The following is a 20,943-nucleotide window of genomic DNA, read 5'->3' on the forward strand; positions in this document are numbered from 1 at the left end:
TGCGGAGGGGCTGCGGGGCGTCAAGCGCGGGGGCGGGGCGGCGGGCATGGGCCGGACGAGGTCTAGGATCGGCGTCATGACCACTATCCAGCCAGGACCCCAAACGGAAACCCTTTCCCCGGCAGAGTGCTGGGACTACCTTCAGTCCTCCTACATCGGGCGGCTGGCCGTCATCAACGGCACCAGCCCCGAAATCTTTCCGGTGAACTACCTGGCCGTCAACCAGACGCTGGTCTTTCGCACTGCGCCCGGAACCAAGCTGCGGGCACTCGCTACCGGCGCGGCCGTGGCGTTGGAAACAGACGGCCTCAACGCCTACGGCACCGAGGTCTGGAGTGTTGTGGTCAAAGGAATACCAGCACCGTTTGAGGGCGACCTGACCAGCCTGGCGGAAGCCGACCCGGACCGCCAACCGTGGGCGCCCGGGCTCAAGGACCATTTTGTGCAGATCGCGCCGACAGAGGTCAGCGGCAGGCGGTTCCCCGTCCACTCGCGGTCTCGGTGGTGGCCGCCGTTGGATTTCTCGGCCGACTGGGAATAGGGCCGTGGCGCCCCGCCTACTCCGGGGACGCCTGCGGTGCAGTGCTGAACTGGGTCCACCACGTCAGCGGCGGGGTGACCCGAAAGCGCCTGCCGGTGATGGCGTCCGGTGTGATCCGGACGAAATGGTCCTTTTGGCCGCCCTGCCACGGGAAAAGGAAAAGAGACATTGAATCGAGGATCTCCTCGGTTCCTGTCAGAGCAGCGGCTTTGCCCTTAACCACCACGCTCCAGGCCATCCCCGAAGCCGCGTCGACGCCGTCGGCCTCCAGCGCAACCGGAGTCCCACCCAAGGCGCCGCCAAGTTTGGTTCCCCCGCCGGTCCGGAAGACAACGCTGCCATGGTCCACTGCGTAGTTGAGCGGAAAGATGTCGGGGTGGTCATCAACCCACACCGCCAGCCGTCCAACCGATACCTGCCGCAGGAGTTCCCAGCATTGTTGGGAGTCAAGGTTTTCCACGGACGCCGGCGTCTCGGGTGCATTGGACTGGTTGGTCATGAAGCAGACCCTACGCCCGCACGGTCAACCGCACCAGAGCGCCGGACGGGGTGCGATTGCCGATTCCACCAGGAGCTACTCGAAGGACGCGCGGCGCTCATCATGCAACCGGGTATTCCATACGTCCGGAGCGGCGACCCTGAACCGCCGCCCGGTCAGGGTCAGGGGCGAGAGCCTGACGTAGTGGCGTTTTGTGCCGGGCTCCCACGGTTCCAGGTTCAGGACATCCACCGCTGACAGTTCATCCGGGTCCTCAATCAACGTCGTGGTGCCCCTGACGACGACGCTCCACGCCTCGGCGGCCTGGGGGTCGTAGCCGTCGATTTCAAAGGCCGTGGGCTGCTGCTTCGCCGATGCCCACAGCTTTGTCCCGGCGGCTGTCCGGAAAACGATGGTTCGGCGTTCGAGGACAAAATTCACCGGAAAGATCTCCGGATGGCCGTCCACCACAAGGGCAAGCCTGCCCACAATTGATGCAGCCAACAGCTCCCAGCACTGGTCGAAGCTGAGGTGGGAGTCGTTCGGTGATGCAGCCATGTAATACCTCCGGTGTTTGGTGCGGGCGTGGAGCTGGACAAATGGTTTGGTTTTGCTTCACTCCGGCTGGATTCGTGCCACGCCGGCCTGGTGGACGGATTTTTGCACACGCACGGCAGCGAAGCTGGTCAGAAGTGCCACGGTGGCGGCCATCAGCAGGCCGGCCACCAAGTAGGCCCCCAGGAGCACGGGGAAGGAGGTTGTTTCGTCGATGAATGGAGAGGGCGCCAGGGTCCACAGGATGCCCGCTGCCCAGGCACCGGCATTGGCCGGTACCCACCAAAAGGCGCGCTGCATCACTCTGCGCAGGACGAGCCACTGCAGGGCAGGAATCGATGCCAGCAGCAGGAGCGCCCCGGCGATCATCCACGGCACAGACGCCGGCGAGCCCGGATCGAAGCCGGCGATGGTACTGGGCAGCATGCCAATGGACCACGCCACGGCGGCGCCCAGCGCTGTCACGGCAACCCAGGCTGGACGCCGAACCAGCGCAGGACCAAAACCGATCGACTGCCCAACCCCAAGCAAAGCCCCTTCGCAGGCTCCAGCAGCGATCATCACCGGGTAGACGATGAACGTTGGCGTGGCGGCCACAGCCATCACACCGCCTGCGGCGGCCGGGATCATGAACCCGGCTGCCTCGCCGGCCGTTACGGCAATCACCCACCGGCGCCGGAGCGGGCCCGTCATGGGAGCGCTTCGGGCACGTTGTACTCAATGGAATCGAGGAAAAGCGCGGACAGGTATTTCACGTGCATCGGCTCCTAAAGGACCTCCGGATTCCAGTGTGTGCCTATTCGCGGCGAAAGTGCGCACAAGTCAGATGAATTCTGACCGTGATGCCAAGAGGACCTATACGCTGGGCTGGTCTGAACACCGCGATGCCGCCGAACGCAACCCTCAATCGAGGGCGCCTTGGTCGATCGAAAGACTGATGATGAAAGCACTTGTTTATAAGGGTCCGGGTCAGAAGGCATGGGAAGACGTGGCGGATCCGAGGATCCAGAAGCCCACCGACGTCATCGTACGAATCGAGACGACAACCATTTGCGGTACCGACCTGCACATCCTCAAAGGTGACGTTCCAGCAGTCCGTCCCGGCCGCATCCTCGGGCATGAAGGGGTCGGCACGATTACTGAAACCGGATCCGCCGTCACGAGCCTCATGATCGGTGACCGGGTGATCATCTCGTGCATTTCCGCCTGCGGGCATTGCGACTATTGCAAGCAGGGCGTCTTTTCCCACTGCCTGGGCGAGGAAGGTGCGCCGGGAATCGGCTGGATCCTCGGACACCTCATCGACGGGACGCAGGCAGAGTTGGTGCGCGTCCCGTACGCCGAGACTTCCGTTTACAAAGTGCCCGACGGCGTCAGCCCCCAGGCCGGAACGTTGCTGTCGGATATCCTCCCCACTGGCCACGAAATCGGCGTGCAGTACGGAGCCGTCAAGCCCGGGGACGTTGTGGCCGTCGTCGGCGCAGGTCCTGTGGGGCTCGCGGCCATCACCACCGCCGGCCTTTACGGGCCGTCACGGATCATCGCTGTCGACGTCGACCCGAACCGGGTGGAGCTGGCAGCAGCCTTCGGAGCCACGGACGGCGTGGTATCAACCGACGCCGACTGGCGGGACCAGGTTTTCGCCCTCACGGATGGCCTCGGCGTCGATGTTGCCATTGAAGCCGTTGGCGTCCCGCAAACCTTTGCGATGGTCCTGGATATTGTCCGGCCGGCCGGCCACGTTGCCAACGTGGGCGTGCACGGTCAAGGCGTGGAACTGCCGCTGGATAAACTCTGGATCTCCAATATCACCATCACCACGGGCCTGGTGAACACCAATACAACCGGAACGCTGCTCAAACTCGTCGCACAGGGAAAATTGCGGGTGGACCAGTTCGTAAGCCACACGTTCGATCTCAAGGACATCGAAAAGGCGTACGATTCCTTTTCCCGGGCCGCCGAAACCAAGGCCCTCAAGGTAATCCTCAACGCCTGAGTGGCCATGACACCGCGAGAGCACGCAGCACTCCGTCCGTTGCCCGGGCCCCCAAGGGTAGGGCTTTCCACCGACGAGGTCGCCGTGCGCGTTGGCGCCGGTTTGACCAACGTCATGTCCGATCGGTCCAGCAGGAGCCTGTGGGACATTTTCAGGGCCAACGTGCTGACTCTTTTTAATGCAATAGTTGCCGGCAGCTTCCTGCTGCTCCTGCTGCTGGGCCAGTGGCGGGATGCGTTGTTCGGATTCGCCGCCGTGAGCAACGCCCTGATAGGCGTGGTGCAGGAATACGTGGCGAAAAGGTCCCTGGACCGGCTGGCCGTTCTCAACTCGCCGCAGGCACGGGTACTCCGGGACGGCGATATTCAAGACATCGACGTCCAGGACGTTGTGATGGACGACATTCTGGTCCTCCGCGCCGGGGACCAGATCCCTGCGGACGCGTTGATGCTGGACTCAGCTGGCCTGGAAGTCGATGAGTCCCTGCTCACCGGCGAATCGGACCCCGTACAAAAGGGCATCGGCGCCGAAGTCCTGTCCGGCTCCAGCGTCGTCACCGGTCACGGCCTGGGATCGGTGACCAAAGTGGGGCCGGAGTCCTTTGCCAGCCGACTGACGGCCGAGGCCAAACGGTTCTCCCTTGTCCAGTCAGAGATCCGCCATGGGCTCAACCGGATCCTGCGGTGGATCACCGTGGCCCTGCTTCCGATCATGGCCATCGTCATCAACGGCCAGATGCAGGGCCAGGGCGGGTGGCACCACGCAATCGCAACCGGAAGCTGGAAAACCGCTTCAGTGGGGGCCGTCGCCAGCGTTATCGCGATGGTTCCGTTGGGTCTGGTTCTTATGACGAGTGTCGCTTTCGCCGTGGGCGCCGTCCGGTTGGCGCGCCAGAAGGTACTCATCCAGGAACTCGCTGCAGTGGAAGGCCTCGCCCGCGTGGACATGCTGTGCCTGGACAAAACGGGAACGCTCACTGTTGGGAGGATCGTTTTCGACGCCGTCCATGACTCCGGCACCAAACCACCCGACGGGTGGAAACAGGCCCTTGGCTGGTTCGGGACAGACCCCAATGCGAACGCCACCGCCCGGTGCCTTGCCGAGGCCTTCCCGGCCGACGCCACACTCCGTCCGATTTCCTCAGTTCCTTTTTCGTCCAGCCGGAAGTGGAGTGCCGTCAGCTTCACCGCAGGCTCGTCCATGGCGGGAACGTGGCTGCTGGGTGCCCCGGAGATCGTCCTTGAACCGGGGACAGCTGACGCCGATAGTGCCCGCCGGACGGCGGCCCACCTCGCCTCAACCGGCCTCAGGACGCTGGTCCTGGCCCACTCGGCAGGGACAACCGCTGCCGGAAGAACGGGTGAGGCGGCGCTGCCGGCCACGCCGGTTCCTGCGGTACTGCTGACGTTTCGTGAAAAAGTCCGGCCTGACGCGGCCCGGACGCTGTCCTACTTCAGGGAGCAGGGCGTCGGGCTGAAGATCATTTCCGGGGACGACCCCCGGACCGTCGCAGCGGTTGCCCGGGACGTGGGCCTGGACACTGGTGGCGGTTTCGACGCCCGTCAGCTGCCTACCGATCCGGAAGAGTTGGCTGCTGTGATGGAGCTCCACACTGTATTCGGACGGGTCACTCCGGCGCAGAAGAAAGACATGGTCCGTGCCCTGCAGAGGCGGGGGCATGTGGTGGCAATGACCGGCGATGGTGTCAACGATGCGCTGGCCTTGAAGGAGGCCGATATCGGCATTGCGATGGACTCAGCAGCGGCCGCTACCAAAGCGGTCTCAAGACTGGTTCTCCTGGACGGTCGGTTCGACAGGCTCCCTGGAGTAGTTGCGGAAGGCCGGCGGGTCATTGCCAACATCGAGCGGGTCTCCATGCTGTTCCTGGCGAAGACCGCCTACGCGGTGGTTCTTTCCGTCCTGTTCGGTGCCCTGCTCTGGGGATTTCCGTTCCTCCCCCGCCAGCTCTCGGCCACGGACGGCATCACCATCGGCATTCCTGCATTCTTCCTGGCGCTCATGCCGAACCCGCGCCGCTACCGGGCAGGATTCCTCAAACGATCGTTGTCCTTCGCCGCTCCCGCCGGGCTCATCATTGCCCTGGCCGTCCTTGGCATCAACACCTATTCACTGATGGCCGGCCACGGCACGGGTTCCGCCACCAGGACAAGTTCCGCCCTTGTCCTGACCCTGATCGCCTTATGGGTGCTGGTGGTTCTCTCGCGGCCCATGAACCGCTGGCGGGCACTCATCATCGGTGCCATGTACGCCGCCCTTGTCCTTTTGCTGACAGCCCCGCCGCTCCAGGATTTCTTCCAGTTCACCCTTCTGGGGCAGGAACATTTGACAGTATCCGTCTCGATCTCCCTCCTGGGCTGCGCCGCCGTCGAGCTTCTGCATCGGGCCCACCGGCGGCACTCAACGACACCCCCGCTTCCGTCATCCAGGCAGGTCTAGTCTGAGTCATGAGCCATCAGCAGAACACCTGGCATGACAAACACAAAGCCTCCCTTACCAGCGGACAACGCGCCGCCGACATCATGCGGAACGGAATGGGCAGCTGGCCCTTTGTGGGAAGTTTCATCGGCTTTATGCTCATCTGGGCCGCCATCAACACCTGGGCGCTGGCTTCGAAGGCCTGGGACCCGTATCCGTACATCCTGCTGAACCTCCTGCTCTCAATGTTGGCCGGACTCCAGGGCGCTATTCTCCTCATCGCGGCCAAGCGGCAGGACGCCATCGCAGCAGCAATGGCCCAGCACGACTTCGACACCAACACCAGGGCAAAGGAAGAAATCGAACTCCTGATCACCATCAACCGCGAACAGCTCGAAATCCTGAAGGAGCTCAAAAAGGCACGAACGGACTTAGTCTCCTGACCGATGCGGACGGACGTCAGCGGGGGGCGCCGGCGGCCCCGGACACCGCGGACGTTGTCAGGCAGTTCCAATCACCCTAAGATACTAAGCAAGCTTAGCTTTAGGTGATGTCCGGGCTAAGGCAGCCAACTCCGAGGAGACAGTATCGTGCCAGTTGAAGACAACATCGTCATTCCGGGCGCTCCGTCCACCGAGCCTCCCGCCGTCGAAGAACCCACCGCTCCGCGCGAGCCGTTGCCGCCCAAGCCTGACCAGCAAGGGCCGGAGGCCGTGTCCCCCACGGGAAGCCCCACCGGGGCGCCGGCCACCTCGCGCGCCCAGTCCGGCCAGTACCTGACCACCGCCCAGGGGCTGCGCCTGGGTGACACAGACCATTCACTCAAAGCCGGGCCGCGCGGCCCCATCCTGCTGCAGGACCACCACCTGCGGGAGAAGATCACGCACTTCGACCACGAACGCATCCCGGAACGCGTGGTCCATGCCCGGGGCGCGGGCGCGCACGGCATCTTCCGCTCCTACGGGACGGCCGCCAGGATCACCAGGGCAGGGTTCCTGGCAGCGGATGTTGAGACGCCCGTGTTCGTTCGGTTTTCCACCGTCCTGGGATCCCGGGGCTCCGCAGACGCGGTCCGGGACACCCGCGGATTCTCCACGAAGTTCTACACCGACGAGGGCACCTACGACCTCGTAGGCAACAATATCCCGGTGTTCTTCATCCAGGACGGCATCAAGTTCCCGGACATCATCCACGCCGGCAAGCCTCACCCCGACCGGGAAATCCCCCAGGCCCAAAGCGCCCACGACACATTCTGGGACTTCGTCTCCCTGCACACCGAGGCGCAGGCCCACACGATGTGGAACATGTCGGACCGGGGACTGCCCCGCTCCTACCGGACCATGGAAGGGTTCGGCGTCCACACGTTCCGGCTGGTCGACGCGGCAGGCAAGACCACCCTGGTGAAGTTTCACTGGAAGCCCAAGCAGGGCGTCCACTCGCTGGTGTGGGAGGAAGCCCAGATCATCAACGGCATGGACCCGGATTTCCACCGCCGTGACCTCGCCGACGCCATCGAAGCGGGCGCCTACCCGGAATGGGAGCTCGGGATCCAAACATTCCCGGACACCGAGGACCAGATGTTCGAAGGGATCGACCTGCTTGACCCCACCAAGTTTGTGCCGGAGGAGCTCGCGCCCGTTCAGCCCATCGGGCTCATGACGCTCAACGCCAATCCCACAAACTACTTTGCCGAAACCGAGCAGGTGGCCTTCCATCCGGGACACCTGGTCCCGGGCATCGACGTGACCAACGATCCGTTGCTTCAGGTCCGCCTGTTCTCCTACCTTGACACCCAGATCTCCCGGCTGGGCGGGCCCAACTTCGCCCAGCTCCCGATCAACCGGCCGCACGCCCCGGTCAACGACATGCTCCGCGACGGGATGCACCAGACAGCGGTCCATGGCGGAACAGCCCCGTACCACCCGAACTCCCTGGACGGCGGCTGCCCGTTCCTGGCGGGCCAGGACGTGGGGGCGTTCGTCGATGTCCCCGAGGAAATTGCGGCGGGCATCAAGGAACGGCGCAATCCCGCGTCCTTCGACGACCATTTCAGCCAGGCCCGGTTGTTCTTCCGCAGCCTCACCCCGGTGGAGCAGGACCACGTCATCCAGGCGTACACCTTTGAGCTCGGCAAATGCTACGAAGCGAACATCCGCGAGCGGCAGCTGATGGCCCTGGCCAACATCGACGCCGGCCTCTGCGCCGCCGTGGCCGCCGGGCTGGGGATGCCCGCTCCGGGAGCCACGGTCCAGGTTGCCGATGCGGAGCCGAGCCCAGCCGTGTCGCAGGTTGGCGGCTCATGGCCGGTGGCCGGCAGGGTGGTGGGGATCCTCGCCGACGCCTCCAGCGACGTCGCGCAGGTTTCAGCCGCCCGTGAGGCGTTGAACGCCGAAGGGATCGTCCCGCTCGTCATCGCGCCGACGGGCGGTGTTCTGGCGGGCGACGACGGCGCCGGCGTCCCGGTGCAGCGGACGTACCTGACGGCCCGGTCCACGGAGTTCGACGCCGTCATCGTGGCAGGTGCCGGGAAACCCGCCCCTGATGCGACCCAGGGACGCGACGCCAAAGCCGGCGAGCCGGCCGTCGCCGTCGATCCCCGGGTGGCCCTGCTGCTCTCGGAAGCCTTCCGCCATGCCAAGGCGATCGCGGCCTGGGGCTCCGGAACTGAGGCGCTGGCTGCTGCCGGCGTGAGTGCGGACGGGCCCGGGATCGCTGTTGGGGAGGGCCCGGATGCTGTCATCCCCGCTGTCCTTGACCTGCTGGCCGCCCACCGGGCCTGGGACCGCTTCCCGGCGACGGGTGCGGCCGGCAAGTAGTCACTCCCCCGCTGGCCCTTCTTGACCTCGACGCGCATATTCCCTGCCGCGCCCCAAATACCGGGTGCGACAGGGAATCTGCGTGTCGGGAATGAAGCTGCGTGTCGGCGCCCGTTCTCCACATAGCCGCTGCCGGCCCTATCGGAGCGTCCCGGCCTTCCGGCATGGTCGGTCCATGCCTGATCTTCCGCCGCTTCTGCTCAGCCGTGACCGCCTGTCCCACGACCTGACCCCGAACGAACTCGCCAAACGTGTCAAGGCCGGGGCGCTGGTCCGGCTCCGGCATGGCGTCTACACCGAGGGACCGCGCTGGCGGACGCTTGCCCCGTGGGAGCAGTACCGGCTCAGGGTCCAGGCCGCCGCGGAGACGTTCCAGACGCCGACGGTGTTCGCCCGGCGCTCGGCGGCCAGTGTTTGGGGAATTCCTTTCGTTGGGTACTCGCACCCGGTGGCGGCGCTCACCATGAAGAACGACGGCGGCCGCTCACGTTGCGGGGTCCAGCGCCACTTCGCTGGCGGCGCGGGGCTTCAGGTGGTCCAGCGGGAGGGCCTCCTGGTGACCAGCCGTCTCCGCACGGTGCTGGACCTGGCGGCCTTCCTCCCGTTCGCCGAGGCTGTGCCCGCAATGGATCACGTGCTGCGCCCGGACCCGGCCCATTCGCTGCCTGCCCTGACCAAGGCTGAGCTGGAAGACGCTGTTGGCGCAACCTACTCGGCTGCAGCATCGCGGCGCATCCGGGCTGTCCTCGGCTTTGCGGATCCACTGTCGGAATCCGTCGGCGAGTCGCTGAGCCGGGCAGTGATCCATCTGGCCGGGTTTGAGGCGCCGATCCTCCAGCAACGGTTCTCAGACGCCGGTGGCCTGGTGGGTTACGTGGACTTCTGCTGGAAGTGGTCCCGGGTTGTGGGTGAATTCGATGGCGAGACGAAGTACGTCAAGCCGGAGTACCTGCGAGGGAAAACTGTGTCCCAGGTGGTTGTGGCGGAGAAGAACCGGGAAAACCGGATCCGGGCGCTGGGGTTCGACGTGGTCCGCTGGGACTGGGCGGAGCTAAGGCGACCTGGAGCGCTGGAACGGAAGCTGGCCGCGGCAGGGGGGCCCCGCCGTCGGACGCGTTCTGCCGGTTCATGACGCGCAATTCCGTCCACGACGCGCATATTCCCGGGCGCACCCGTTTTATGCGGGTCGCTGGGGAATGTGCGCGTCGAAAACCTCAAGGCGCCGTGCACTCCACCGCGTCCGCCACCACCGCGCGCAGGTCGCCGGTCCGGTGATACACCTCCAGCTGCCGGATCGCCCCCGTACCGTCCGCCAGCAAGGCGTCGGTCAGCTGCTCCACCCGGCGCAGGTCGCCGTTGTCCGCCAACGCGCCGCGGACATGGTTCAGCAGGGAATTGACGACGGCGAGCGCCGGGGCAGGATGGAACGTCTCGGGATCCAGGAGTTCGCCACGCAGTCCCCACCGGCCGGCCTTCCAGTTGGCCAACCGGACCAGCGCAGCCGGCACAGCCATCGGCGGGGTGTCCTGCCGCCATTCCCGGGCGGCGGTATCCACCAGGGCCCGGGCGATGCCTGCCAGCAGCACGGTGTTTTCGGGCAGTAAGCACACATCCGCTACCCGGATCTCCACGGTGGGATAGTGCCGGGACATGCGGGCATCAAAATAGATCATGCCTTCGTCCATGGCCACGCCGGTGCTCACCATGTCGTGGACCAGCTGGTGATATGCCTCGGGTGCACCCAGGATTTCGAGGGGTCCGCCGGTGGGCCACCGGCTCATCACCTGCGACCGGTAACTGGCGTAGCTGGAGTCCTCACCGTGCCAGAAAGGCGAGTTGGCGCTGAGTGCCACGAGTACGGGCAGCCAGCAGCGGATCCGGTCCAGGACGCCCACGGCTTCGGCGGCCGACGCCACGGAAACGTGGATGTGGCAGCCGCAGGTCAGCTGCTCCCTTGCGGTCAGGCCATACTCGTCAGCCAGGGCCGCATAACGCCGGAGCCTGATGGGGTGCGGATCGCAGGGCAGCGGGGAGCTGGCCAGGGCGGCGGCCCTGGCACCCACGGACTGCGCGGCCCCGTCCGCCAATGCCCGGCCAGCCCGGATGTCCGCCTCGAGTGCTGCCATGCCCGCATGCGGAGGCGTGACCACCTCGATCATCTCCTGCTGGAACTCGGCCGTCAGGACCGGGCCGCCGTCGTCGTTATTTCCCACGGCAGCCACCCGGTACCGATCCAGCAGTTCGCCGGAGAGGGGCCGTGCCTCGCCGCTCCCGGGATCGACCAGCAGTAATTCCTCCTCGACGCCGAACGTCCGGGGACCGTCTCCGCTGCTTCCGGCGTTCCTCATACCTTCCCACTACCCGCAATTGCCCCGCAGTATTCAGCGGCGGAGCAAGTCAAAGCTGCGGGGACGGCCGCCTAAACCCCCCCGTTGCGCTATCACCTATGGTCCCCAAACCCGGGGAATGGGAGCCATAAGTGATAGGGCAACGGGAGGGGCGGGCGGGCGGCGGGTCACACCTGTCACTGCTGACACACGAAAATCACCCGGCCGAAACAACCCGGCAACGTTGCTGCGGCAGGCTGGGCCTTACCGGGATCCAACAGCAGGAGGCACAGCATGGAAGCACAGGCACTGGACACCAGCCAGCTCGGCGTCGGGGATCACATCGAGGCGTGGCACCGGGGGAAACTGTTCCACTCAGGCCGGGTGACCGGCGTCGTCCCTGCCCTTGAACTGTTCTGGATCCTGGACGAACGGACGGGCGCGCGCAAGCTCCTGGATCCCGAGGCCCTGGAGATCCGGCACGTTGGCGCAGCCGCCCAACCGCTGGCACCTGCCTGACTCGCCCAAAAGCAGGGCGTTACGGCCGGCCCTGGTACACGTCCGGGATGCCGTCCTGGTCAGCGTCCACTTTCTCCAGCTCCTCGGCCTGCCGGTAATACCGGTTCCGGGAGGTCAGCACCAGCGTGGCCAGGACCGCCGCGATCAGTGAGGCGGCCAGGATGCCCACCTTGGCGTGGTCGTCGTGCGGGCTGCCCAGCCCGAAGCTCAGCTCCGCCACCAGCAGCGACACCGTAAAGCCGATGCCCGCCAGCAGCGCCACCCCGAAGATGTCGATCCATTTCAGCGAGTCGTCCAGCCGGGCCCGGGTGGCTTTGGTCAGGACCCAGGTGGTGCCCAGGATGCCGATGGGCTTTCCCAGCACCAGGGCCACGATGATGCCGAGCGCCACCGGATCGCTCAGCGCGGAAACAAACCCGGACCAGCCGCCCACGGCCACGCCCGCTGAGAAGAACGCGAACACGGGAACGGCAATGCCCGCCGAGATGGGCCGGAAACGGTGTTCGAAGATTTCCGCCAGGCCGGGACCTGCGCCGGGGCCGCCGCCGGCCTGCGAGCGGATGACCGGAACGGCGAAGCCCAACAGCACCCCGGCCACGGTGGCGTGGATGCCGGACGCGTGGACCAGCGCCCACGTCACGATGCCCAGCGGCAGCAGGATCAGCCACGCCGCGGCGGCCTTGCGGCCGAAGAAATGCCGGTACTTCTGGGCCAGGAATGCGTACAGGCCCAGCGGGATGAGGGCCAGGAGCAGCGGAGTGACCTGGATGTCGGTGGAGTAGAAGAACGCGATGATGCTGATGGCGATGAGGTCATCCACCACGGCCAGGGTGAGCAGGAAGATGCGCAGCGCGCTGGGCAGGTGGGAGCCGATGATGGCCAGCACGGCAACAGCGAAGGCAATATCCGTCGCGGTGGGGATGGCCCAGCCGCGGAGGGTCTCGGGGCTTGTCAGGTTGATCGCGGCGTAAATCAGGGCCGGGACCACCACGCCCCCGGCCGCGGCAGCTACCGGAACGATCGACTTTTTGATCTCCCGCAGGTCCCCGGCCACAAACTCGCGCTTGAGTTCCAGGCCCACCAGGAAAAAGAAGATGGCCAGCAGCCCGTCGGCGGCCCACGCGCCGAGGCTCAGTTCCAAATGCCACGGTTCATAGCCGAACTTCAGGTCCCGGAGCGCAAAGTAGGAGTCCGACGCCGGGGAGTTGGCCCAGATGAGGGCAATCACCGCTGCGGCCACCAACAGGGCGCCGCCCACGGTTTCCTTGCGGAGGATCGCACCGATCCGGAGGGCTTCGGAGTAGCTGCCCCGGGAGAAAACACGGGACTGGGGTGTTTGATTCATGAACTGGTCCTTCGCGGAGGGGTCGACAAAACTATGCCGACCAGACTTCCCGGCGCACCTTCGCTCCATCTTACGGGCCGCCGTCGGGCGCGGGAAAACTGGCAGAAAACCGCGGCAACGGGCAAGTTCCCAGAAAAAAGTAAGGTTGCTCACAATTTTTCCCATCCAACCCGTCCACGGCACCGAAGTACAGATGTCCCTCAACTGGGACGACAACGTCACTTGTATGAGGAGAATGCTTTCCGATGAACAAGACTCTGCGCTTCCTCGCTGTTCCCACCCTCGCCCTCGGCGCGCTGGCACTGTCCGGCTCCCCCGCCATGGCAGCCGACCAGTCCTACCAGTCCACGCTGGGCCAGATCAACGGCAGCTCCGCCTCCGGCACCATCACGGTTGATGTCACGGGCAACCAGGCCCACGCTGTACTGAAGGTTTCCGGCCTCGCCCCCACGTTCATGGATGCGCCGTACCCGCACGTCCAGCACATCCACGGCGGCGCGCAGGGCGTCTGCCCGGCACCGGGCGCTGACGCTGATGGCGACGGCGTCATCTCCACCACCGAAGGTGCACCGAGCTACGGCGGCATTGTCACCACGCTCTCCACCAGCGGCGACACCAGCCCGGCCGCAGGGCTGGACCTGAAGCTCGCAGGCCAGGGCGCCAGCTACACGGTGGACCGGACCTTTGAGCTGAGCCCGGACACCAAGGCTGCCCTTGAAGCCGGTACCGCCGTTGTGGTGGTCCACGGCCTCGATCCCGCCACCCTGAGCGCTGCCGGCCAGGCCGCCAAGTCGGACCTGGTCCCCACCCTGCCGCTGGCCGCCACTTCCCCCGCACTGTGTGGAACGCTGAAGGCCGGCATGGCAATGCCGTCCGGTGGCGTTGACACCGGCGTGGCCCAGGAAACCGGCGGCACTAACGCCGGCGCCCTGGCCCTGGGCGGCGGGCTGGTCCTGATGGCCGCAGCCGGCGGCACCTACATGGTCCGCCGCCGCACCGCTAACGCAGCCGCGTAATCACACTGTGATGCATCCGAAATCCGGTCGCCGCGGGGGCCTTCGGGCCCTGGCGGCGGCCGGGCTTCTGCTCCTGACCGCCGGCTGCGCTGCCGGAACGTCCGACGCCGGCCCCGCACCCACCGCCTCCACCGCACCGTCCGCGGCTGCTTCCGCCAGTCCCTCGGCCGCGGTGCCCACGCCACCGGCTGCAGCAGCCCCGGCCGTTCCGGCCACACCGGCAGCCCCTGAACTTCCGGTCCTGGCCAGGTCCGAACCGGTACGGCTTGAGATCCCGTCCATCAGCCTGCGCACGGACCTGCTGAGCCTGGGCCTGCGCGAGAACGGCTCGCTGGAGGTTCCCCAGGACACCGGCAACGGTGCCCCCGCCGGCTGGTACAGCGGATCGCCGTCGCCCGGCGAGCGCGGACCGGCCATCATGCTGGGCCACGTGAACGCCCTCGGCGGTAACAAGGGCGTCTTCGCGGACCTCCGCCAACTCACCCCGGGCACCGAGATCAACGCGGTCCGGGCCGACGGCAGCACCGCCACGTTTGTGATGGACCGCGGCGCCGTCTACGGCAAGGACAACTTCCCCACCTTCGAGGTCTACGGCAACACCGCCGGGCCCGAGCTCCGGCTCATCACCTGCGACGGCTACGATCCGGCCACCGGCCTCTTCGACGACAACTACGTGGTCTACGCGAAACTCAAGTGATCCACCCGGGCTGGACTTTCCAGCCTGACAACGGGCCGCACGCCCCAGGGCAGGCGGCCAGGACGGAAGAGTCATGAAGAAGCACGCTCACCTGCTGGCGTCCCTGGCACTGTCGTCCCTGCTGCTCTCCGGCTGCGCTGCAGCGGCGGGCGCCCCCGGGCAGGTGACCGGGCCGTCGTCGGACGCTGCTTCCTCCGCAGCCGCCTCCCCCTCCGGAAGCCATGCGGGCGGGCACCACGGCGGCGGAACGTCCTCACCCCGGCCTGCCGACGGACCCAGCGAGGCCGCCAAGATGGTGTGCGGTGACCAGCCGATGGAGCGGCTCACCACCATCCTCAAGCTGGATACCGACCCGCACACCATCAACAGCTGGGCGGACAGCACCTTCACCTGCATCTACCACCTGGACGAAGGCGCCCTGGAAATCTCGGTGAAGGAAGCAGCGGACCAGGCCACGGCCTTGAAGTACTTCGACGCCATGCAGGCCCTGGCCAAGGACGCCAAACCCATCACAGGGCTGGCCAACCTGGGCTTCCCGGCGTACGAAACGGCAGACGGGTCCGCCGTGTTCCAGAAGGACAACTTTGTGCTCCAGGTGGACGCATCGGACCTGCCGGCCACCCTGGGGCCGGACGCCATCACCCGCAACGGACTGGCCTACCAGCTGTCCACCACCATCCTGGCCTGCTGGGTGGAGCACCACTCCTGACGCCTCAGGCACAAAAGTTGTCCCGCCGTCCATCCGGACAGCGGGACAATTTTTTTGCTGTGGTTGCTGGTGCTACTTCGCCAGGAAGTTCACGACGGCGGCATTCCACTCGTCAGCGTGGCTGACGTTGCAGCCGTGCGGGGCATCCTTGATCACGTGCAGTTCGCTGTTGGAAAGTGCTGCATGGGTGCGGGCACCGGAGCCCTCCAGCGGCACGGTGGCGTCGCCGTCGCCGTGCAGGACGAGGACGGCCACGCCCACCTTGGGCAGGTCCTCCCGGAAGTCGGTGCGGGCGAAAGCCGCCATGCAGGCGAGCGCGGCCTTTTTATCCGCCTGCCGGCAGAGCGCCAAGGCTTCCTGGCGCTGCTCCTCGGTGACCTTGAGGACGCCATCGACGGAAAAGAAGTCCTTGGTGAATCCGTCATAGAAGGCATCCTGGTCCTTGGTCAGGTCCGCCGTCATTCCCTCAGCCTGCTCCTTGGTGAGCGGCCCGTCGGGGTTGTCCTCGCCGTGCATCAGGTACGGCGGCACGGCCGAGGCGAAGACTGCGCTGCGGACCCGGTCCGCACCGTATTTGCTGAAGTAGCGGGCCACTTCGCCGCCGCCCATGGAGAAGCCCACCAGGGTGGCATCCTGCAGGTCCAGCTGTTCCACCACCGCGTGCAGGTCCTCCGCGAGGGTGTCGTAGGTGTACCCGGTCATGGGCTTGTCACTCCTGCCGAAACCGCGCCGGTCGTAAGTGACCACGCGGTAGCCGGCCGCCTGGAGGGCAGGTACCTGGTCCTTGAAGGCTTCGCCTGACAGCGGCCACCCGTGGATCAGGACCACCGGACGGCCGGAGCCGCCGGTGTCGTCAACGTGCAGGTTGGTGTCCTTGAAAAGTCCGTGATGCGCAGTAACTTCGGTCATGGCTTACCTCTCGGTAGGGATGCTCCAGGCCAGGAGGTGGCCCGGATGCCCCTTATTCGTAAGCCTGCTGACTTTTGGATGGGTGGGGGTTTTCCATGCTGTGCCGACGCGGCTAAGAGGCCAGCGCCCTGACCGCAGCATCGAGGTAGTCGTGGGCCTGCGGGGAGCCGGCCAGCTGCACCAGCTCGGTGGCCACCACCACCAGCTTGATGTTCCGGTGGCTGCTGTTGCGGGCCAGGACTTTGAAGGCGCTCTCGGCGGAGATCTTCAGCTGGCCCATCAGGATCCCGCAGGCCTGGTCCACCACGCTGCGGGTGGACAGCGCCCCGGCCACCGCGTCCCTGGAGCTCTGCTCCGTTTCCCGCTGCAGGGTGGTGGTCAGGTCCACCATGATGCCCTCCAGCGCCACCACGGTCCCGGACGCGTCCAGGATGCCGTCACCTGATGTCAGCACCCGCCGGATCCGGCCGCGCGCGTCAATGATCCGGTGGTACATACAAAAGTATCCGCCGTCCTGCGCCACCTGCGTCACGATGTCCCGGCACTTGGCGCGGTCATCAGGATGTTTGTGGGCGAACAGCAGCGCGACGCTGGGCACCACCTCACCGCGCTGGTAGCCGTGCAGCTGGTACATGCCGTCAGACCAAGTGAACGTCCAACCGGGCAATTCCACCCGGAAGCTACCGGCGACACATTCGGTGTCACCCAGCGCACTTGAATACGTATAAGGACTTACCTGTTTCATCCGGGCCGCCTCCTGGGTCGGCTTCAGCCCGGCAAGCGGGACTGAGTCCGATCGCGTTACCTTCATTATGGTCCTCCTGCTCCCCCGTGGGTAGCTTCGGGGGCCCTTGGTTCTGGAGGGCACGACGGCGGCACCCGCCCGGGTGGGCCGGCGCCGGGCCCCCGCGTGTTAAGTTGAAAAACAAAGACCCCACCGGCTGGAGCGAGAAATTTCCTTGGACACGTCCGACCCCGTACGAATCCTGACCGTCTGCACCGGCAACATCTGCCGGTCGCCGGTGGCCGAACGGCTGCTGCAGACCGGGCTGAACCAGGTGGTGCCGGGCGGCTTCGAAGTGACCAGCGCCGGAACCCGGGCCATGGTGGGCGATCCGATGCAGCCGTTGTCGGCGGACATGGTGCGGACGTACGGCGGCGAACCGGAGGGTTTCACCGCCCGCCAACTGACCCCCGGGATCCTGCGCGGAGTGGACCTGGTGCTCACCATGACCTCCGGGCACCGCGGCGAGGTCCTGCAGCTGGACGCCTCGATGCTCAAACGGACCTTCACGATCCGCGAATTTGCCCGGATGCTCAACGTGCTGGACGAGCGGTCAGCGGCGAATGCTGCGGCCCCTGCAACCGCTGCCGACGGCAACGCAGCCCTGTGGCGGTCCCTGCCCGCGCGCGCGGCCGGGGTACGGCACCTGTCGCTGCCCGGCGACAGTGCGGAAAACGACATCATCGACCCCTACCGCCGGGCTCCCGAGGTGTACCACCAGATGGAGGACGAGTTGGCGCCGGCCATCATTTCCATCCTGCGGCACGCCCGGCTGAACGCCCCCGCCTAGGACCACTTGCCCTATCACTCCGGGTCGCTAAAACCCCGGTTTAAGGACCATAGGTGATAGCGCAACGGGGTGGGCTGGCTGCTTCCCGGTTCCGGAGGTGACAGTTTGGCCAACTCCATAGCCAAAAGGGCCGTGCCGGGCGGACACTGATCCCACTACTGCACAGCGAAGTGGGGGACGACATGAGCTCAGCCGGCGGCCTGGCCCTGGCCCTGCACCGGCGGCGGTGGATAGCGGCCCTCCTGGCGGTCGCCCTGGCCGTTGTGGCCGTCGTCGCGGCCATCAACCTCACCCGGACCGGCGCGGAAAACCCGCCCGTCACGGCCCAGGACCTGCCGCTGCCCGTCACCGAATCACCCACGGCAACGGCCGACGTCGGCCCCTCCCCCGCAGTGCCCCTGCCGCCGCCCCCGCCGGAGCCCATCCCGGACCTGGCGGCCGCTGCCATGAACGTTTTGGTGATCGGCAGTGACAGCCGCGCCAGCGCTCGGGAGGCGGCCGCGTTCACGGCGGCGACCGGCGAGTCCATCGACCACCGGGCGGACACCATCATGGTGGCCCACATCCCTGCCGACCGGAGGTCCCTGTCCCTCGTGTCCATCAACCGGGACCTCTGGGTGGAGATCCCTGACTACGGCGGGGCCAAGATCAACGCCGCCCTGGAGGTGGGCGGGATCGACCTGACGGCACGGACCGTGGAGTCGCTGCTGGGCATCTCGATCGCGCACACCGTAATGCTGGACTTCCACGGATTCCGTGGGCTGACGGATGGGCTGGGCGGCATCGATGTGCCCGTGGCGCTGCCTTTCCAGTCCACGCACGACACCGGGCACGTCTTCACTCCCGGGATCAACCACCTGGACGGGCAGGCCGCCCTGGAGTTTGCCCGCGAACGCTACGCCTTTGTGGACGGCGACTTCCAGCGGGTCCGCAACCAGCAGGTCCTGGTCCGCGCCATCCTGGCCCGCCTCACTGCCGGCGGAGCGCTGAACGATGTCACGGCGGTCAGGTCCCTGGTGGAGTTTGCAGGCTGCTGCCTGACCGTGGATAAGGGCTTCGACCCATTGCAGGTGGCCGTTCTGGCCTACAGCCTGCGGAACCTGGACGTCAATGCGATCGGGACCATGACCCTCCCCACCGCCGGAGACGGATTCGTGGCCGGCCAGTCGGTGCTGTTTCCTGATTACGGCGGGGTCGCGGCCGTGGGTGCTGCGCTGCGGGACGGCCGGATCGCGGAACTCACGGCGCCGTAAGGCTCCCCCGGGAGCCCCCGTTTGATGTCCGGCCTGATGGGTACGGCCACAATAGTGTCCCGGCATCCTGCACGGGCTGTTTGAACGGGGTGAACCTTCATGAACAACGACGACGGGCTGACCGCGGAGGTCCGGCAGGCCGGGGCCGTGGAACTGCTGCTGATCCGGCACGGCGAGAGCGAAGGCAACATCGCCGCGAGCGCGGCGGACCAGGCGGCGGTGGAGGTCATCGACGTGCCCGCCCGCGACGCGGACGTCAGCCTCTCCGGCACCGGCCGGGACCAGGCGGCGGCGTTGGGCCGCGCGCTGGCCAGCTTTCCGCCTGACCGGGTGCCGGACCTGGTGGTGTCCTCGCCGTATGCCCGGGCCCGGCAAACCGCCCGGATCGCCGTGGAAAAAGCCGGGTGGCCGCTGCAACTGCGGACCGATGAACGGCTCCGGGACCGGGAACTGGGCATCCTGGACATGCTGACCCGGTACGGGGTGGAGCAACGCTTCCCGGCGGAAGCCGAACGGCGGCTCTGGCTGGGGAAGCTCTACTACCGGCCGCCTGGCGGGGAATCGTGGGCGGATGTGGCCCTGCGGCTGCGCTCCGTCCTGGCCGAACTGAACACGGCCGGTACCGGACACCGGGTGGTGCTGGTCTGCCACGACGCCGTCATCCTGTTGTTCCGCTATGTCCTGGAGGGCATGTCGGAGGAGGAACTGCTGGACCTTGCCGCCGGCACCTCCGTGTTCAATGCGTCCATCACCCGGTTTGTCAGGCCGGAAGGACATGGACCGTGGACACTGGAGAGCTTCAATGATGCAAGCCACCTGAGCGAACAGGGCGTATCAGTGACCGAGCACGCAGGAGACGCCAGTGTCCGCCCCCGCTGATTCCGGGCCCACGCCGGTGACCCCCTCCTTGCTGCGGGATTGGCCGCTGCCTGCGCCGGGATCGGACAAGTACTCGCGGGGGTCGGTGCTGGTGATCGGCGGCGCGCGTGCAACCCCGGGCGCCGCGCTGCTGGCCGGCAGGGCTGCGCTCCGGTCGGGAGCGGGAAAGCTGACGTTGGCAGTGGCTGCCTCCGCGGCCGTCCAGGTGGGGGTGGCCCTGCCCGAATGCGGGACGGTGCCCCTTCCGGAGTCAGCCGGCGGGTCGGTCACGGCGGACGGCGTGGAACTCCTCGGCGAGGACCTGGACCAGGCCGATGCAGTGCTGATCGGTCCGGGCCTGGACGATCTGGATCTGGCCGGGGAGCTCCTGCGGGCGGTGCTGGCCCGGGAGGAATCCGCTGGTGGGGATCCCGCCGAGGGGGGTCCCGCCGTCGTGCTGGATGCTTTTGCCCTGGGCGCTTTGCCACGGCTGGAGAAGGCACCGGATCAGTGGCGCGGGCGGCTGATCCTCACTCCCAACCCGACGGAAGCGGCGATCCTGTTGGGCCGGGACGTTGCTGACCTGCCGGCTGATGTCGCGGAGATTGCCCGGAGGTTCGGCGCCGTGGTGAGCTGCCAGGGGGTGGTTGCCGCCAGTGACGGCGGGCTCTGGGAGATCACCACAGGGTACGGGGGCCTGGGCACCTCCGGCAGCGGAGACGTGCTGGCGGGCGCGATCGCGGGCCTGCGCGCCCGCGGCACCACCGGCGCCCAGGCGGCCTGCTGGGGGACACATTTGCATGCGGCCGCCGCAGACCGCCTGGCCAGCAGGCTGGGCCCGCTGGGATTCCTGGCGGGCGAGCTGGCGGGCGAGCTGCCCGCCCTGATGCTGGAACTCAACACCTGACAGGCGC

The 20,943-nt window shown here is 66.7% G+C and carries 21 protein-coding genes; 14 read left to right on the top strand and 7 right to left on the bottom strand.

The window, feature by feature from the left end; all coding sequences use genetic code 11:
- The first annotated feature begins 76 nt into the window (after positions 1-76).
- Positions 77-541 (top strand): pyridoxamine 5'-phosphate oxidase family protein, encoded by a 465-nt coding sequence (locus tag ACRB8A_RS15100; RefSeq protein WP_432245014.1) that lies wholly within the window; start codon positions 77-79, stop codon positions 539-541.
- Positions 542-557: 16 nt separating this feature from the next.
- Here ACRB8A_RS15100 and ACRB8A_RS15105 read toward each other — a convergent pair whose 3' ends face one another.
- The 3 genes from ACRB8A_RS15105 to ACRB8A_RS15115 all read right to left on the bottom strand — a co-directional run bounded on the left by ACRB8A_RS15105 (position 558) and on the right by ACRB8A_RS15115 (position 2,267).
- Positions 558-1,040, bottom strand: coding sequence for a pyridoxamine 5'-phosphate oxidase family protein (locus tag ACRB8A_RS15105; protein WP_432245015.1), 483 nt, complete (start codon positions 1,038-1,040; stop codon positions 558-560).
- A 75-nt stretch (positions 1,041-1,115) separates the two neighbouring features.
- Entirely contained in the window at positions 1,116-1,577 is a 462-nt protein-coding gene (locus ACRB8A_RS15110; protein ID WP_432245016.1) for a pyridoxamine 5'-phosphate oxidase family protein, read from the bottom strand.
- 57 nt (positions 1,578-1,634) lie between these two features.
- Complete coding sequence (locus ACRB8A_RS15115) at positions 1,635-2,267, bottom strand: hypothetical protein (RefSeq protein WP_432245017.1); 633 nt, start codon at positions 2,265-2,267, stop codon at positions 1,635-1,637.
- 247 nt (positions 2,268-2,514) lie between these two features.
- On the opposite strand from ACRB8A_RS15115, the gene ACRB8A_RS15120 reads away from it, so the two are divergent.
- The 5 genes from ACRB8A_RS15120 (at position 2,515) to ACRB8A_RS15140 (ending at position 9,954) form a co-directional block, all read left to right on the top strand.
- A complete protein-coding gene (locus ACRB8A_RS15120) occupies positions 2,515-3,570 on the top strand; it encodes a zinc-dependent alcohol dehydrogenase family protein (RefSeq protein ID WP_432246053.1) in 1,056 nt (351 codons plus the stop codon).
- A 114-nt stretch (positions 3,571-3,684) separates the two neighbouring features.
- A complete protein-coding gene (locus tag ACRB8A_RS15125; protein ID WP_432245018.1) occupies positions 3,685-6,027 on the top strand; it encodes a cation-translocating P-type ATPase in 2,343 nt (780 codons plus the stop codon).
- An 8-nt stretch (positions 6,028-6,035) separates the two neighbouring features.
- Positions 6,036-6,449: a DUF1003 domain-containing protein gene (locus ACRB8A_RS15130; RefSeq protein ID WP_285240448.1), complete on the top strand. Its 414-nt coding sequence runs from the start codon at positions 6,036-6,038 to the stop codon at positions 6,447-6,449.
- A 147-nt stretch (positions 6,450-6,596) separates the two neighbouring features.
- Positions 6,597-8,822, top strand: a complete 2,226-nt coding sequence (locus ACRB8A_RS15135; protein WP_432245019.1) for a catalase — start codon at positions 6,597-6,599, stop codon at positions 8,820-8,822.
- Between the two features lie 175 nt (positions 8,823-8,997).
- Complete coding sequence (locus tag ACRB8A_RS15140; RefSeq protein WP_432245020.1) at positions 8,998-9,954, top strand: hypothetical protein; 957 nt, start codon at positions 8,998-9,000, stop codon at positions 9,952-9,954.
- 82 nt (positions 9,955-10,036) lie between these two features.
- Here ACRB8A_RS15140 and ACRB8A_RS15145 read toward each other — a convergent pair whose 3' ends face one another.
- Positions 10,037-11,170, bottom strand: coding sequence for a carboxylate-amine ligase (locus ACRB8A_RS15145; protein WP_432245021.1), 1,134 nt, complete (start codon positions 11,168-11,170; stop codon positions 10,037-10,039).
- A 273-nt stretch (positions 11,171-11,443) separates the two neighbouring features.
- Here ACRB8A_RS15145 and ACRB8A_RS15150 point away from each other — a divergent pair, with 273 nt between their 5' ends.
- Positions 11,444-11,668, top strand: a complete 225-nt coding sequence (locus ACRB8A_RS15150; protein ID WP_056596631.1) for a hypothetical protein — start codon at positions 11,444-11,446, stop codon at positions 11,666-11,668.
- A gap of 19 nt (positions 11,669-11,687) precedes the next feature.
- Here ACRB8A_RS15150 and nhaA read toward each other — a convergent pair whose 3' ends face one another.
- Positions 11,688-13,013, bottom strand: a complete 1,326-nt coding sequence (gene nhaA, locus ACRB8A_RS15155; protein WP_285240444.1) for a Na+/H+ antiporter NhaA — start codon at positions 13,011-13,013, stop codon at positions 11,688-11,690.
- Between the two features lie 245 nt (positions 13,014-13,258).
- On the opposite strand from nhaA, the gene ACRB8A_RS15160 reads away from it, so the two are divergent.
- From ACRB8A_RS15160 to ACRB8A_RS15170, 3 genes are all read left to right on the top strand, one after another.
- On the top strand, positions 13,259-14,029 hold the full coding sequence (locus ACRB8A_RS15160) for a CHRD domain-containing protein (RefSeq protein ID WP_285240443.1): 771 nt from the start codon (positions 13,259-13,261) through the stop codon (positions 14,027-14,029).
- Positions 14,030-14,039: 10 nt separating this feature from the next.
- Positions 14,040-14,726, top strand: coding sequence for a class F sortase (locus tag ACRB8A_RS15165; RefSeq protein WP_432245022.1), 687 nt, complete (start codon positions 14,040-14,042; stop codon positions 14,724-14,726).
- Between the two features lie 73 nt (positions 14,727-14,799).
- On the top strand, positions 14,800-15,435 hold the full coding sequence (locus ACRB8A_RS15170) for a hypothetical protein (protein ID WP_432245023.1): 636 nt from the start codon (positions 14,800-14,802) through the stop codon (positions 15,433-15,435).
- A 72-nt stretch (positions 15,436-15,507) separates the two neighbouring features.
- Here ACRB8A_RS15170 and ACRB8A_RS15175 read toward each other — a convergent pair whose 3' ends face one another.
- Complete coding sequence (locus ACRB8A_RS15175) at positions 15,508-16,344, bottom strand: alpha/beta fold hydrolase (protein ID WP_432245024.1); 837 nt, start codon at positions 16,342-16,344, stop codon at positions 15,508-15,510.
- A 112-nt stretch (positions 16,345-16,456) separates the two neighbouring features.
- Positions 16,457-17,089, bottom strand: a complete 633-nt coding sequence (locus tag ACRB8A_RS15180; RefSeq protein WP_056597415.1) for a PAS and ANTAR domain-containing protein — start codon at positions 17,087-17,089, stop codon at positions 16,457-16,459.
- 214 nt (positions 17,090-17,303) lie between these two features.
- Here ACRB8A_RS15180 and ACRB8A_RS15185 point away from each other — a divergent pair, with 214 nt between their 5' ends.
- From ACRB8A_RS15185 to ACRB8A_RS15200, 4 genes are all read left to right on the top strand, one after another.
- The gene (locus ACRB8A_RS15185) at positions 17,304-17,918 is read left to right on the top strand and encodes a low molecular weight phosphatase family protein (protein ID WP_432245025.1); all 615 of its coding nucleotides are present in this window, start codon (positions 17,304-17,306) and stop codon (positions 17,916-17,918) included.
- 182 nt (positions 17,919-18,100) lie between these two features.
- On the top strand, positions 18,101-19,171 hold the full coding sequence (locus ACRB8A_RS15190) for an LCP family protein (RefSeq protein WP_432245026.1): 1,071 nt from the start codon (positions 18,101-18,103) through the stop codon (positions 19,169-19,171).
- 99 nt (positions 19,172-19,270) lie between these two features.
- The gene (locus ACRB8A_RS15195) at positions 19,271-20,050 is read left to right on the top strand and encodes a histidine phosphatase family protein (RefSeq protein ID WP_432245027.1); all 780 of its coding nucleotides are present in this window, start codon (positions 19,271-19,273) and stop codon (positions 20,048-20,050) included.
- Complete coding sequence (locus ACRB8A_RS15200; protein ID WP_432245028.1) at positions 20,034-20,936, top strand: NAD(P)H-hydrate dehydratase; 903 nt, start codon at positions 20,034-20,036, stop codon at positions 20,934-20,936. The genes ACRB8A_RS15195 and ACRB8A_RS15200 overlap by 17 nt, the downstream gene beginning before the upstream one ends.
- The last annotated feature ends 7 nt before the right edge of the window (positions 20,937-20,943 follow it).

This window comes from Arthrobacter sp. G.S.26 (assembly GCF_050847375.1).
Lineage (GTDB): Bacteria > Actinomycetota > Actinomycetes > Actinomycetales > Micrococcaceae > Arthrobacter.